12 protein-coding genes and 1 rRNA gene are annotated in these 14709 nt (G+C 72.0%); 11 read left to right on the forward strand and 2 right to left on the reverse strand.

All coding sequences use genetic code 11. The annotated features are described in order from the left end of the window. Positions 1 to 64: 64 nt before the first annotated feature. Both DP939_RS39980 and DP939_RS39985 read right to left on the reverse strand, forming a co-directional pair. A complete protein-coding gene (locus DP939_RS39980) occupies positions 65 to 1363 on the reverse strand; it encodes an MFS transporter (RefSeq protein ID WP_225878781.1) in 1299 nt (432 codons plus the stop codon). A 62-nt stretch (positions 1364 to 1425) separates the two neighbouring features. Further along, on the reverse strand, positions 1426 to 3093 hold the full coding sequence (locus DP939_RS39985; protein ID WP_225878782.1) for a class I adenylate-forming enzyme family protein: 1668 nt from the start codon (positions 3091 to 3093) through the stop codon (positions 1426 to 1428). 202 nt (positions 3094 to 3295) lie between these two features. Here DP939_RS39985 and argC point away from each other — a divergent pair, with 202 nt between their 5' ends. From argC to DP939_RS40040, 11 genes are all read left to right on the forward strand, one after another. Then, entirely contained in the window at positions 3296 to 4324 is a 1029-nt protein-coding gene (gene argC / locus DP939_RS39990; RefSeq protein WP_113986052.1) for an N-acetyl-gamma-glutamyl-phosphate reductase, read from the forward strand. Continuing rightward, complete coding sequence (gene argJ, locus DP939_RS39995) at positions 4321 to 5472, forward strand: bifunctional glutamate N-acetyltransferase/amino-acid acetyltransferase ArgJ (protein ID WP_113986053.1); 1152 nt, start codon at positions 4321 to 4323, stop codon at positions 5470 to 5472. The genes argC and argJ overlap by 4 nt, the downstream gene beginning before the upstream one ends. Continuing rightward, the gene (gene argB / locus DP939_RS40000) at positions 5469 to 6401 is read left to right on the forward strand and encodes an acetylglutamate kinase (protein ID WP_113986054.1); all 933 of its coding nucleotides are present in this window, start codon (positions 5469 to 5471) and stop codon (positions 6399 to 6401) included. Before argJ ends, argB begins: the two co-directional genes overlap by 4 nt. A gap of 65 nt (positions 6402 to 6466) precedes the next feature. After that, complete coding sequence (locus DP939_RS40005; protein ID WP_113986071.1) at positions 6467 to 7612, forward strand: acetylornithine transaminase; 1146 nt, start codon at positions 6467 to 6469, stop codon at positions 7610 to 7612. Continuing rightward, on the forward strand, positions 7609 to 8532 hold the full coding sequence (argF, locus tag DP939_RS40010) for an ornithine carbamoyltransferase (protein WP_113986055.1): 924 nt from the start codon (positions 7609 to 7611) through the stop codon (positions 8530 to 8532). The genes DP939_RS40005 and argF overlap by 4 nt, the downstream gene beginning before the upstream one ends. Continuing rightward, positions 8529 to 9050, forward strand: coding sequence for an arginine repressor (locus DP939_RS40015; RefSeq protein WP_225878784.1), 522 nt, complete (start codon positions 8529 to 8531; stop codon positions 9048 to 9050). The genes argF and DP939_RS40015 overlap by 4 nt, the downstream gene beginning before the upstream one ends. Positions 9051 to 9108: 58 nt before the next feature. Continuing rightward, positions 9109 to 10305 carry an argininosuccinate synthase gene (locus tag DP939_RS40020; protein ID WP_113986056.1) on the forward strand — a complete coding sequence of 399 codons (1197 nt, stop codon included), beginning with the start codon at positions 9109 to 9111 and terminating at the stop codon, positions 10303 to 10305. A 132-nt stretch (positions 10306 to 10437) separates the two neighbouring features. After that, the gene (argH, locus tag DP939_RS40025; RefSeq protein ID WP_113986057.1) at positions 10438 to 11835 is read left to right on the forward strand and encodes an argininosuccinate lyase; all 1398 of its coding nucleotides are present in this window, start codon (positions 10438 to 10440) and stop codon (positions 11833 to 11835) included. Position 11836: 1 nt separating this feature from the next. Next, complete coding sequence (locus tag DP939_RS40030) at positions 11837 to 12463, forward strand: DNA-3-methyladenine glycosylase (protein ID WP_113986058.1); 627 nt, start codon at positions 11837 to 11839, stop codon at positions 12461 to 12463. A gap of 112 nt (positions 12464 to 12575) precedes the next feature. Further along, a complete protein-coding gene (gene tyrS / locus DP939_RS40035; RefSeq protein WP_113986059.1) occupies positions 12576 to 13847 on the forward strand; it encodes a tyrosine--tRNA ligase in 1272 nt (423 codons plus the stop codon). A 712-nt stretch (positions 13848 to 14559) separates the two neighbouring features. Beyond that, a 16S ribosomal RNA gene (locus tag DP939_RS40040) occupies positions 14560 to 14709 on the forward strand; the annotation flags it as partial.

Raw genomic sequence — 14709 nt, forward strand, 5'->3', positions numbered from 1 at the left:
CCCCATCGGGCCGGGCAAGGGCCGGTGCGAACCTCTCGCACCGGCCCTTTCGCATGCCGCCGCGCTAGGTGGCCGCGGCCTCGCGGCGGGCGCGCTCGGTCAGCGCGTGCTCGTCGGTACGGGCGTCGTAGCGGCGGAACTTCGGCAGCAGCGCCGCCATCGCCGCCACCGCGCCCACGCACAGCACGCCGCCCGCGCCCAGGGAGAAGCGGGTGCCGCCGAGGTCGGCCATCAGCCCGGCCCTGCCGTTGCCGAGCATCGGCCCGGAGGAGTAGGACAGCAGCTCGATCCCGGCCAGCCGGCCGCGCAGCTCGTCGGGGATGGTCTGGTTCCAGATCGTGGAACGGAAGATGCCGCTGATCATGTCGGCTCCACCGGCGACGGCCAGGCAGGCGAACACCAGCCACAGGCTGGGCGCGAACGCCGCGACCAGCACCGCGAGCCCCCACACCGCCGCCGCCAGGATCACGCCCATGCCGTGCCGGTGCACGTTTCTCGTCCAGCCGGAGGTGACAGAGGCGAGCAGCGCCCCGACGGCCGCCGCGGAGTAGAGCAGGCCCACCGCCTGCGGCGCGCGCAGCTCATCGGCCAGGAACGGGTACAGCGCGTTGGCCATGGCGAAGAACATCGCGGCCATGTCCACCAGGTAGGTGCCCATCAGGTCGGGCCTGCGCACCGCGTAGCGGACGCCCTCGACCAGGCTGCGCAGGGTCGCCGGCGCGGCGTCCTCACGTGGCGGCGTGGCCCGCACCCGCCACAGCAAGAGCAGCGACAGCAGGTAGGTCAGCACGTCGATGCCGTAGGTCATGGCCGGTCCCGCGGCCGCCACGATCAGCCCGGCCAGGGCGGGCCCGGCGATGGCGCCGAGGTTCCAGCGGAAGCTGATCAGGGCCGCGGCGGCGGTGAGCTGGTCGTGCCGCACGACCCGCGGCACCATGGCGTCCAGGCTGGGGCGCTGCAGGCTGTCCAGGGCCGCCAGCAGCGGGGCCAGCACGAACAGCGCCCACACCTGCGGGTGGGGCAGCAGCGCGTTGAGCGTCAGCAGGCCCGCGACCAGCGCCAGGCCCGCCTCACAGATGAGCACGATCCGGCGCCGGTCGAGCGCGTCGGCGATGGCCCCGCCCCACAGCCCGAACACCACCATCGGCACGAACTCCACCAGGCTGATCAGGCCGACCGCCACATAGGAGCCGGTGAGCTGCTTCATCTGCAACGGCACGGTGACGTACGTCAGGAAGCTGCCGAACATCGTGATCAGCCCGGAGCCCATGAGATACCGGAAGTCGCGGGACTCGCGCAGCGGGCCGAGGTCCATTCGCAGATGGCGGATCAGGGCGCGCAGTGACCGTTCGGAATCTGGCACGAATGAAGATTGTCACCGGGCCACGCCGGGCGGGGCAAACCATTTTCCGCCCGCGCGGCCGGTCAGGAGCCCAGGACCTCCCGGCGCAGGAGATCCTTCACGATCTTGCCGCCGGGGTTGCGGGGGAGTTCGCCCTGCCGGAACCAGTAGTGGGCGGGGATCTTGAACGGGGCGATCCTGCCCTTGAGGAAGCCGGTGAGGTCGCCCGGCGCGAGCGCGGCGCCGGGCGTGGTGTGGATCACCGCGCCGACCTCCTCGCCCAGCTCGTCGTGCGGGACGCCGATCACGGCCGCGTCACGCACCGCCGGATGCTCGAACAGGGCGGCCTCGACCTCGGCGCAGTAGACGTTCTCGCCCCCGCGGATGACCATGTCCTTGACCCGGTCGACAATGAAGACCAGGCCGTCCTCGTCCACGCGGGCCAGGTCGCCGGTGCGGAACCAGCCGCCGGCGAAGGACTCGGCGGTGGCCTCGGGCCGGTTCCAGTAGCCGCCGACCACCGGGGCGCCGCGTACGCACAGCTCGCCCACCTCGCCGGGCCGGGCCTTCGCGCCCCCCGGGCCGGTGACCCGTACGTCCACGACCGGGACGGGCCTGCCCACACTGTCCGGCCGGTCGGGGTAGGCCCCGCCGCTGTTGTCGATGATCAGCGCGCTGGTCTCGGTCATGCCGTACACGTTGGACGGCGCGCGGCCGGGCAGCCGGTCACGGATGCGCGCGAGCAGGCTCGGCGGGGCCGGGGCGCCGCCGTAGAACAGCGTGCCGAGGCTCGCGACGTCGTGGTCGCCGAAGCCGGGGTGCGCCATGAGCTGCCAGGCGTTGGTCGGCGTGCCGGTGACCCCGGTGACCCGCTCCCGCTCGATCAGCCGCAGCGCCTGTCCGGCGTCCCACTTGTACATGAGCACGATCGTCGCGCCGCCGAACATGGCCGAGAGCATGCTGCCGAAACAGCCGGTGACGTGGAAGAGCGGCACGGCCAGCAGGGTGACCCTGCGCCGCCCGCTCGCCCGTCCGGGGTCGCCGCGGCGCATGGCCGCGCCGCGCGACAGCGAGTAGCCGACGGTCAGCGGGGCCTGCCCGACGTTGCGGTGGGTGCCCAGCGCGCCCTTGGGCCGTCCGGTGGTGCCGGAGGTGTAGAAGATGGTGGCCGGGTCGTCCGGCGTCAGGTCCACCTCGGGGAGGGTCACCTCGCCGGTGGGCTCCCCGATCAGGTCGGCCAGTACGGCGGCGCCCGGCGGCACGCTCCCGCCCGGCCGGGTGACGATGATCCGCACGCCCGCGTCCGCCATCAGCCGGGCCCGCTCCCCGTCGGCGATCAGCACCGCCGCGCCCGAGTCGGCCAGCCCGAACGCCAGCTCCCGCCTGGTCCACCAGGCGTTCAGCGGCACCGCCACCGCCCCGGCGGCCAGGACGGCGGAGAACGCGACCACCCATTCGGGGTAGTTGCGCATGGCGATGGCGACGCGGTCGCCCTTGGCGACGCCGTACTCCCCGGCCAGCCGCCCGGCCAGCGCGGCGGCCCGGCGGAAGTGGTCTTCGAAGGTGACCCGCTCGTCCTCGTAGCGCAGGAACACCCGCTCGCCGTGCCTGCGGCTGGCCGTGAGCAGCGCGCGGAAGTGGGCCGGAGCGTTCTTCCAGGTGCGGATCCGGTGCCCGCCCGCCTCGGCCTCGGTCATCTCGAAGAGCCGCCCCGGCGCGGTGAGCCGCGCCTCCACCTCGTCATGGGTCAACGTGATCTCCTCGGCGTGGGCGGCGGGAACCGGCGGGCCAGCGGCCAGGATACCGACCGGTATGTGCGCCGGGGCAGCCGAAGGTGGCGCTCCCGGGCGTTCGGAAGGGCGCTTGCATGGGCATGCCTGCTGATGCATACTCTTTAGCAAGCTCATGCAAGGTGATGCATGAATATGCGAACAGCAGAGGAGCTGAGTCGATTTGGGAGCGCGCGCGGCCGTCGCCGGAGCGAGCGGATACGCGGGGGGTGAGCTGCTGCGCCTGCTGCTGGGCCACCCCGAGCTGGAGATCGGCGCGCTGACCGCCGGGTCCAATTCCGGCGCCCTCCTCGGTGACCACCAGCCCCACCTCGCCCAGCTCGCCGACCGCAGGCTGCTGGACACCACCCCCGAGACCCTGGACGGGCACGACGTCGTCTTCCTGGCGCTGCCGCACGGCAGGTCCGCCGAGCTGGCCGCGAGCCTCGGCTCGGCCACCCTGGTGGTCGACTGCGGCGCCGACCACCGGCTGACCGATCCCGCCGCCTGGGAGCACTTCTACGGCGGCCCGCACGCGGGCGCCTGGCCGTACGGCCTGCCCGAGCTTCCCGGGCAGCGCGAGCGCCTGCGCGCGACCCGCAGGATCGCCGTGCCAGGCTGCTATCCGACCGCCGTGACCCTCGCCCTCGCGCCCGCCTTCGCCGCCGGCATGGCGGGCTCCGACGTGGTCGTGGTCGCGGCCAGCGGCACCAGCGGCGCCGGGCGATCGCCGAAGCCCCACCTGCTCGCCAGCGAGGTGATGGGCTCGGTCAGCGCCTACGGCGTGGGCGGCGTCCACCGCCACACCCCCGAAATGGAACAGAACCTCGCGGCCGTGGCGGGCACCGCCGTGCGGGTCTCCTTCACTCCGACCCTCGCCCCGATGAGCCGCGGCATCCTCGCCACCTGCACCGCCCCGGCCGCACCCGGCGTCACGGCGGGCGCGCTGCGCGAGGCGTACCACGCGGCGACCGCCGGCGAGCCGTTCCTGCGCCTGCTGCCCGAGGGCACCTGGCCCGCCACCGCCATGACGACCGGCTCCAACACCGCGGCCCTCCAGGTGACCCTGGACGAGCGGGCGGGCCGGATCATCGCCGTCATCGCCATCGACAACCTCACCAAAGGCACCGCCGGAGGCGCGATCCAAAGCGCCAACCTCGCTCTCGGCCTGCCGGAAGAAGCCGGCCTTCCCCTCAACGGAGTCGCTCCATGAGCGTTACCGCACCACTCGGATTCAGGGCGGCGGGCGTCGCCGCCGGGCTCAAGTCGGGCGACCAGCGCGACCTCGCGCTCGTGGTCAACGACGGGCCCTCCCACGCCGCCGCGGGGGTCTTCACCGCCAACCGCGTCCAGGCGGCCCCGGTGCTGTGGTCCCGCCAGGTGCTCGCGGGCGGACGGGTCACCGCGGTCGTCCTCAACTCCGGCGGGGCCAACGCCTGCACCGGCCCCGAGGGGTTCCAGGACACCCACGCCACCGCCGAGAAGGCCGCCGCGCTGCTCGGCGAGTCAGCAGGCGAGATCGCCGTCTGCTCCACCGGGCTGATCGGCGAGCGGTTGCCCATGGACGCACTGCTGGCGGGCGTGGAGTCCGCCGCCGGGCAGCTCAGCAGGGACGGCGGGCTGCCCGCCGCCGACGCGATCCGCACCACCGACACGGTCTCCAAGATCTCCTTCCGCCGCGGCGACGGCTACATGGTGGGCGGCATGGCCAAGGGCGCGGGCATGCTCGCCCCCGGCCTGGCCACCATGCTCTGCGTGATCACCACCGACGCCGACGTGCCCGCCGACCGCCTCGACGCGGTGCTGCGCGCGGCCACCGCGGTCACCTTCGACCGCCTGGACACCGACGGCTGCATGTCCACCAACGACACCGTGCTGCTGCTGGCCAGCGGCGCCGCCGGGGTCACCCCGGCCGAGGCCGAGTTCGCCGAGAAGGTCACCGAGGTCTGCGCCGACCTCGCCAGGCAGCTCCTGGTCGACGCCGAGGGCGCCACCAAGGCCGTCGCCATCGAGGTCATCGGCGCGGCCACCGTGGCCGACGCGGTCACCGTGGGCCGCGCGGTGGCCCGCAGCAACCTGTTCAAGTGCGCCGTGCACGGCGAGGACCCCAACTGGGGCCGGGTCCTGTCCGCGGTCGGCACCACCGACGCGGCGTTCGAGCCCGAGCGCGTCAACGTGGCGATCAACGGCATCTGGATCTGCCGCGGCGGCGCGGCCGGCGACGACCGGAGCAAGGTGGACCTGCGCCCCCGCGATGTCACCGTCACCATCGACCTGTCGGCCGGCAGCGAGTCCGCCACCATCCACACCACCGACCTGACCGCCGCCTACGTCCACGAGAACTCGGCGTACTCCACATGAGCGACCTCACCGCCGCCACGAAGGCCGCGACGCTGATCGAGGCGCTGCCCTGGCTGGCCGAGTTCCACGGCGCGACCGTCGTCATCAAGTACGGCGGCAACGCCATGACCGACGACGAACTCAAGGCCGCGTTCGCCGAGGACGTGGTGTTCCTGCGCTACGCGGGGCTGCGGCCGGTGGTCGTACACGGCGGCGGCCCGCAGATCAGCGCCCACCTCGACCGGCTCGGCATCGAGTCCAGCTTCACCGCCGGGCTGCGGGTCACCAGTCCCGAGGCCATGGAAGTGGTCAGGATGGTGCTGGTCGGGCAGGTCAACCGGGACGTGGTCGGGCTGATCAACGACCACGGCCCGTTCGCGGTGGGCATGTCCGGCGAGGACGCCCACCTGTTCACCGCCGCCCGCAAGTACGCCGTCGTGGACGGCGAGCAGGTCGACATCGGGCAGGTCGGCGACATCGTCAAGGTGGAGGCCGGAGCCGTGCGCGCGCTGCTGGACAACGGGCGCATCCCCGTGATCAGCAGCATCGCCAGAGGCGAGGACGGCACCGTCTACAACGTCAACGCCGACACCGCCGCCGCCGAGCTGGCCGTCGCGCTCGGCGCGCAGAAGCTGGTGGTCCTCACCGACGTCGAGGGCCTGTACGCCGACTGGCCCGCGAGCGGCGAGATCATCAGCAGCATCACCGACGACGAGCTGGCGACGCTGCTCCCGTCCCTGTCCAGCGGCATGCTGCCCAAGATGGGGGCCTGCCTCACCGCCGTGCGCGGCGGAGTGCCGCAGGCACACGTACTGGACGGGCGGGTGCCGCACGCCCTGCTCCTGGAGGTCTTCACCGACGAGGGCGTGGGCACCATGGTGGTCCCCACGGGCACGTCCGGCGGCCCCGGAGAAACGGCAGAAACCGACGACCAGGAGGTCCAAGCGTGAGCCCGCACGGCGACGCCGCATCCGCCGATTCCCAGGACCTGAAGGAACGCTTCGAGGCGGCCTTCATGCCCAACTACGGGGTCCCGTCCCCCGTGCTGGCGCGCGGCCTCGGCTGCCGCGTCTGGGACGTGGACGGGCGCGAGTACCTGGACCTGATCGGCGGCATCGCGGTCAGCTCGCTCGGCCACGCCCACCCCGCCCTGGTCCAGGCCGTCTCCGACCAGGTAGCGACGCTGGCGCACACCTCCAACCTGTTCGTGCACAAGCCCGAGGTGCTGCTCGCCGAGCGGCTGCTCGACCTGCTCGACGCCCCCGGCCGGGTGTTCCTCGCCAACTCCGGCACCGAGGCCAACGAGTGCGCGCTGAAGCTGGTGCTCAAGTACGGCAAGGCCAGGGGCCGCAACTACGTGGTCGCCGCGGAGAACGGCTTCCACGGCCGCACGCTCGGCGCGCTGTCCCTCACCGGCAAGGCGTCCATCCGCGACCAGTTCGGGCCCTTCCCGCTGGACGTCCGCTTCGTTCCCTACGGCGACGCCGACGCGCTCAAGAACGCCGTCACCGACCAGTGCGCCGGCATCTTCCTTGAGCCCACCCAGGGCGAGGCCGGCGTTCTCACGCCGCCGGACGGCTACTTCGCCGCCGCCAGGGAGATCTGCGACGCCACCGGCGCGCTGCTGGTCGCCGACGAGATCCAGTCGGGCATCGGCCGGACCGGCTACTGGTTCGCCCACCAGGCCGAAGGCCCGCTCCCCGACATCCTCACCCTGGCCAAGGGCCTCGGCGGGGGCATGCCGATCGGCGCGTGCATCGGGCTCGGCGACGCGGGCACGCTGTTCGCCAAGGGCGACCACGGCTCGACGTTCGGCGGCAACCCGGTCTCGTGCGCGGCGGCCCTGGCCGTGCTCGACACGATCGAACGCGAGGGCCTGCTGGAGCAGGCGTACTCGGCCGGGGTGGCGCTGTCCCGCGGCATCGCCTCGATCCGCCACCCGCTGCTCGCCGGGGTCCGCGGGCGCGGCCTGTGGCTCGGCGTCCTGCTCACCGCCGATCTCGCCCCCCAGGTCCAGGCCGCCGCCCTGCGCGCCGGGTTCCTCGTCAACGCGGTAAAACCCGGTGCGCTCCGGCTGGCCCCGCCGCTGCTGATCACCGAGGCCGAGATCGCCTCCTTCGTCGCCGCACTGCCCGCGATCCTGTCGGAGGTACTGCCATGACCAGGCACTTCCTGCGCGATGACGACCTGTCGCCGGCCGAGCAGGCCCAGGTCCTGGACCTGGCCGACGCGATGAAGAAGGACCGCTTCGGCCACCGGCCGCTGGCCGGTCCGCAGACGGTCGCCGTGCTGTTCGACAAGCACTCCACCCGCACGCGCATCTCCTTCGCCACCGGCATCGCCGATCTCGGCGGCCAGCCGCTGGTCATCGACGCGGGCAGCTCCCAGATGGGCCGGGGCGAGCCGATCGAGGACACCGCGCGGGTGCTGTCCCGCCAGGTCGCCGCCGTGGTGTGGCGCACCTACGGCCAGGAGCGCATCGAGGCCATGGCCGCGGCCGCCACCGTGCCGGTGGTCAACGCCCTCACCGACGCCTTCCACCCCTGCCAGATCCTCGCCGACCTGCAGACCATCCGGGAACGCACCGGCGCCCTGGCCGGACTCAGCCTCACCTACCTGGGCGACGGCGCCAACAACATGGCCCACTCCTACCTGCTCGGCGGCGCCACCGCCGGGATGCACGTACGGATCGGCGCGCCCCCCGGCTACCAGCCGGACGCGCTGATCCTGGACAAGGCCGCCACCATCGCCGCCCGCACCGGCGGGTCCGTCGTGGCCGTCTCCGACCCCGCCGCTGCCGTGCGCGGCGCGCACGTCATCGCCACCGACACCTGGGTGTCGATGGGCCAGGAGGACAAGGACGAGCGGATCGCCGCGCTGATGCCGTACCAGGTCTGCGCCGAGCTGCTTGAGCACGCCGCCCCCGACGCCGTCGTCCTGCACTGCCTGCCCGCCTACCGCGGCCTGGAGATCACCGCCGAGGTCATCGACGGACCGCACAGCGCCGTATGGGACCAGGCCGAGAACCGGTTGCACGCGCAGAAGGCGCTGCTCGCGTTCTTAATGGAGAGCGCGTCGTGACCATCCCGGCGACCAAGGCGGCCAGGCAGGCCCGCATCACCGAGCTCCTGCGCCGCGAGGCCGTGCGCTCCCAGCCCGAGCTGGCCAGGATGCTCGCCGAGAGCGGCGTGGAGGTCACCCAGGCGACGCTCTCGCGCGACCTGGACGAGCTGGGCGCGCTGCGGCTGCGCGCCGAGGACGGCTCGCTGGTCTACGCGCTGCCCGGCGAGGGCGGCGCGCGCATCCAGCCGCGCCGCCTGGGCGCGGGGGAGAGCCCCGCCGCCCGGCTGCGCCGCATCGCCGAAGAACTGCTGGTCTCGGCCGAGGCGTCGGCCAACCTGGTGATCGCCCGCACCCCGCCGGGGGCCGCGCAGTTCCTCGCCTCGGCGATCGACCACGCCGGCTGGGAGACCATCCTCGGCACGGTCGCGGGAGACGACACGATCCTCGTCATCAGCCGGGACCCGCAGGGTGGCCAGGCCGTGGCCGACGCCCTGCTCAAGGCGGCCGATCGACGTACCTGGCCCGCGTCGCCCTGACGCGGGCTCACCCGACCCCGCCCATCCGGAAGCCCAGATATCGGGAAGCTGATTCGCCATGAACGACCGCGTCGTACTCGCCTACTCCGGCGGCCTGGACACCTCCGTCGCCATCCCGTTCCTCGCCGAGAAGATGGGGGCCGAGGTGGTCGCCGTCGCGGTGGACGTCGGTCAGGGTGGCGAGGACATGGAGGTCATCAGGCGGCGGGCGATCGACTGCGGCGCCGTGGAGTCCGTCGTGGTCGACGCCCGCGAGGAGTTCGCGGCCCGGTACTGCGTGCCCGCGCTCCAGGCCAACGCCCTCTACATGGACCGCTACCCGCTGGTGTCCGCGCTGTCGCGGCCGCTGATCGTCGAGCACCTGGTGGCCGCGGCCAGGGAGTTCGGCGGCACCCATGTCTCGCACGGCTGCACCGGCAAGGGCAACGACCAGGTCCGCTTCGAGGCGGGCCTCGCCGCGCTGGCCCCCGAGCTGCAGGTGATCGCTCCGGCCCGCGACCACGCCTGGACCCGCGACAAGGCCATCGCCTTCGCCGAGGAGAAGGGCCTGCCGATCGACGTCACCAAGCGGTCCCCGTACTCGATCGACCAGAACATCTGGGGCAGGGCCATCGAGACCGGCTTCCTTGAGGACATCTGGAACGGCCCCTCGGAGGAGGTCTACGCCTACACCGCCGACCCGGCGGGCCCCCGCGAGCCCGACGAGGTGGTGATCACCTTCGACCGCGGCGTGCCGGTGGCCCTCGACGGCAGGGCGCTGACGCCGTTCGAGATCATCGCCGAGCTGAACGACCGCGCGGGCGCGCACGGCGTCGGCCGCATCGACCTGGTCGAGGACCGCCTGGTGGGCATCAAGTCACGGGAGATCTACGAGGCGCCGGGCGCGATCACCCTGATCGCCGCCCACATGGAGCTGGAGAACGTCACCGTCGAGCGCGACCTCGCCAGGTTCAAGCGCGGCGTCGACCAGCGCTGGACCGAACTCGTCTACGACGGGCTGTGGACCTCCCCGCTGAAGAGGGCCCTGGACGCCTTCATCGCGGAGGCCCAGCGCCACGTCACCGGCGAGATCAGAATGATCCTGCACGGAGGCAGGGCGGTCGTCACCGGACGCCGCTCCGAAGCGTCCCTGTACGACTTCAGCCTCGCCACATACGACACCGGCGACACGTTCGACCAGTCGTCGGCCAAGGGCTTCGTGGAATTGTGGAGCCTGCCATCGAAGATCGCCGCGGCTCGCGACACCCGCAGGTGAACCACCTCACCGCGCCGGTCACCTCGGCTGGTGACCGGCGCGTCGCATGGACGCGCTCAAGTGGTGCGCGGGTCGGAGTAAGGTCGCGGAAGGATAAGGGAGGGAGACACGGTGAGTGAGGGTGGCAAGCCGATGCGGTTGTGGGGCGGCCGGTTCGAGGGGGGTCCCGCCGACGCGCTGACGCGCCTGTCGGTGAGTGTTCAGTTCGACTGGCGGCTCGCGCCGTACGACCTGCTGGCCTCCCGGGCGCACGCCCGGGTCCTGAACCGGGCGGGGCTGCTGGACGACGACGAGCTGAGCCGCATGATCGGCGCGCTCGACGACCTGGAGCGCGCCTGCGTGTCCGGGGAGTTCCGGCCCACGGTGGCCGACGAGGACGTCCACACGGCGCTGGAGCGCGGGCTGCTGGAGCGGCTCGGCGCGCTCGGCGGCAAGCTGCGGGCCGGCCGCAGCCGTAACGACCAGGTGGCCACCGACCTGCGGCTCTACCTGCGCGACCATGTCAGGCACATCGTGTCCAGGCTAGTCGAGCTGGAGACGGCGCTGATGAGCCAGGCCGAGCAGCACACCGAGACGGCCGCGCCGGGCATGACCCACCTGCAGCACGCCCAGCCGGTGGCATTCGGCCACCAGCTCCTCGCGCACGTCCACGCCTTCGCCCGCGACATCGACCGGCTGCGCGACTGGGACCGCCGGGCCGCGGTCTCCCCGCTGGGCGCCGGCGCCCTCGCTGGCTCCTCCCTGCCGCTCGACCCGCAGACCGTGGCCGAGGAGCTGGGCTTCGGCTCGGCCGCCCCCAACTCGATGGATGCCGTGGCCGACCGCGACTTCGCCGCCGAGTTCCTGTTCTGCGCCGCGATGATCGGCGTCCACCTGTCCAGGCTGGGCGAGGAGATCGTCCTGTGGGCCTCCCAGGAGTTCCGCTGGATCGAGATGGACGACGCCTACTCGACCGGCTCCTCGATCATGCCGCAGAAGAAGAACCCCGACGTCGCCGAGCTGGCCAGGGGCAAGTCCGGGCGGCTGATCGGCGCGCTGACCACGCTGCTCACCGTGCTGAAGGGCCTCCCGCTCACCTACAACCGCGACCTGCAGGAGGACAAGGAGCCGGTGTTCGACGCGGTCGACACGCTGCTGCTGGTGCTGCCCGCGGTCGCCGGGCTGGTCGCCACCATGCGGGTCAACACCGCGCGGCTGACCGCCAGCGCCCCCGACGGCTTCGCCCTCGCCACCGACCTGGCCGAGCTCCTGGTCCGCAAGGGCGTGCCGTTCCGCGACGCGCACGAGGCGGTCGGGCACCTGGTGGTGTGGTGCCAGGTCAACGACAAGACCCTCGACGAGATCACCGACGAGGAGCTGGCCAAGGTCTCTCCGCACTTCACCCCCGACTCCCGCGACGTCCTCAACGTGCCGGGCGCCCTGGCCGCCCGCAAGGCCCACGGCGGCACGGCCCCCGACCGGGTCCGCGACCAGCTCCTGTCGCTGCGCGAGGTCGTGGACGCCCAGGCGGCCTGGGCCGCGGGCGCGTGACATGCCCGCCGTACCGGGCCTGGCCCGCGACTTCTTCGCCCGTCCCGCCGAGGAGGTCGCGCCCGGCCTGCTCGGCACGGTCCTCGTCCACGGGCCGGTGGCGCTCCGGCTGACCGAGGTCGAGGCGTACGGCCTGCCGGGCGAAGATCCCGCGTCCCACACCTACCGGGGGATGACCCGGCGCAACGAGGTGATGTTCGGGCCGCCCGGCCACCTGTACGTCTACTTCACCTACGGCATGCACTTCTGCGCCAACCTCGTCTGCCGCGGCGAGGGGGAGGGCTCGGCGGTGCTGCTGCGCGCGGGGGAGGTCATCGAGGGCGCGGCCGAGGCGCGCGAGCGGCGCGGCCCCGCCGTACGCGACCGCGACCTCGCCCGCGGCCCCGCGCGGCTGGCCACCGCGCTCGGCTTCGGCCGCGCGCACAACGGCCTGGACGCCTGCGACGGCGGTTCGCTGTCCGTCCGCCCCAGCCAGATGGACGGACTCGTGGTCCGGTCCGGCCCGCGCACCGGCATCTCCACGGGGGTGGACACGCCGTGGCGCTTCTGGATCGACGGAGACCCGACCGTCTCGCCTTACCGCGCCCACGTGCCCCGCCGCCGCGCCGCGGTCGCCCCGCGCGGGTGAGGGTTTCGAGTGGCGGACTGGGCGTCCGATCGGGCAGGCTTTGCCGTACCGGGTCATGCGCGCCGGCGCGCATCGGCTTCATACCAGTGACCGAACGACGAAAGTCAGGAACGTGACGGACATCCTCGATGAGCTCGAATGGCGCGACGTGCTCGCGCAGACCACCGACGCCGACGCCCTGCGCGCGGCGCTGGCCGAGGGTCCGATCACGGTCTATAGCGGCTACGACCCCACCGCGCCCTCACTCCACCTGGGCAACCTCGCCACGCTGCTGATCCTCACCCGCTTCCAGCGGGCGGGACACCGCCCGATCGGCCTGGTCGGCGGGGCCACCGGCCTGATCGGCGACCCCAGCGGGCGCAGCACCGAACGCGCGCTCAACTCGTCCGAGCTGGTCGCGGAATGGGTCGCCCGGATCCGCGCGCAGGTGGAGAAGTTCCTGTCCTTCGAGCCCGGCCCGACCTCGGCCGAGCTGGTCAGCAACCTGGACTGGACCTCCGGCCTCTCGGCCATCGACTTCCTGCGCGACGTGGGCAAGCACTTCCCGATCAACCGGATGCTGGCCCGCGAGTCGGTCTCCGCGCGGCTGGCCGGCGAAGGACTCAGCTACACCGAGTTCAGCTACCAGATCCTGCAGGCCAACGACTACCTGGAGCTGTACCGCAGGTTCGGCTGCGCGTTGCAGGTGGGCGGCAGCGACCAGTGGGGCAACATCACCGCGGGCGTCGACCTGATCCGCCGGGTCGAGGGCGCGCACGTGCACGCCCTGACCGGCAAGCTCATCACCAAGGCCGACGGCACGAAGTTCGGTAAGACGGCCGGCGGGGCGGTGTGGCTGGATCCGGAGCTGACCTCGCCGTACGCGTTCTACCAGTTCTGGCTGAACGCCGACGACCGCGACGTGGTGCGCTTCCTGAAGGTGTTCACCTTCCGCGGCCGCGAGGAGATCGAGGCGCTGGAGAAGGCGGTCGCCGACCGCCCGGCCGCCCGCGAGGCGCAGCGGACCCTCGCCGAGGACGTGACCGCGATGGTCCACGGCAGTGACGAGCTGGCCCGCGTGGTCGCCGCCTCCAAAGCCCTGTTCGGCCAGGGGTCCCTGTCCGAGCTGGACGCACGCACCCTCGGCTCGGCCCTGGCCGAGGTCCCTCGCGCCTCGGTGCCGGCCCTGGGGGCCACGTACGTCGACCTGCTCGCCGAGAGCGGCCTGGTGGAGTCGAAGTCGGCGGCGCGGCGTGCGGTCAAGGAGGGCGGGGCCTACCTCAACAACGCCAAGGTGACCGACGAGGCGTACGTGCCGGTCAGTGATGATCTCCTGCACGGGCGGTACCTGGTCCTGCGCCGGGGCAAGCGATCCATCGGCGGGGTCGAGGTCACCGGAGCCTGACCGTCGTCCCGATGTCCCGGGGCCTTGGGCGTTTCCCAGGGCTTCGGGCGTTTGTCGAGGTCGGGGCCGGTGTGTTGGATGTTGCCGTTGGGTCTCGATGTGTTCGGCGCAATGTAACGTTCCGGTCGCAAAGCCGGGCGCCCGTGGTGGGCGGGCCGTTGACCTGCATGTCCGCCAGAGCCGCGATTTGACTGCCCTCTGAGCGCCGCCTAATCTTCATTGCACCCGGGAGCGAACCGGACGCCGATCGCGGCGGACGGGCCCCAGGGTGAGCTTCTTGACTCGGTCGCCTGCAACGGCACCTGTCAAGATCGCAGGCGGTGTTGACCTCTCGGTGATCCGGTCGAGTTCGACGCGCTGCGGATTGCACGGTAAGTTCACGGGGCCGCCCTGGCGACAGGGTGTCCCAAAGATCTCTGCTTGATCGTCGGATGCACCGTTTGACGCGGTTCTGGCGAACTGGTAGAGTCTGGAATGAAGAAGTCTGCCCCGGAGGGTGTGGCTGGCTCGGCCGGTCCGGACTTGATGGTGTACGCGCCCGTTTTTTGAGAACTCAACAGTGTGCTAAAAGCCAGTGCATGTACGAATTACATGTATGACCCCGTCACTCTCACCTTATTTGGTGGGGGTGGTGGATTCCTTTGAACGAGACGCCGCTTATCGCCCTTTAGCCGGGTGGGTGTCTCGTGCAGGATGATGGTTCTTCAAGCATTGTTTGGAGAGTTTGATCCTGGCTCAGGACGAACGCTGGCGGCGTGCTTAACACATGCAAGTCGAGCGGAAAGGCCCTTCGGGGTACTCGAGCGGCGAACGGGTGAGTAACACGTGAGTAACCTGCCCCTGACTTCGGGATAAGCCTGGG

The sequence above is a fragment of the Spongiactinospora rosea genome, assembly GCF_003315795.1.
GTDB classification, from domain to species: Bacteria; Actinomycetota; Actinomycetes; order Streptosporangiales; family Streptosporangiaceae; genus Spongiactinospora; species Spongiactinospora rosea.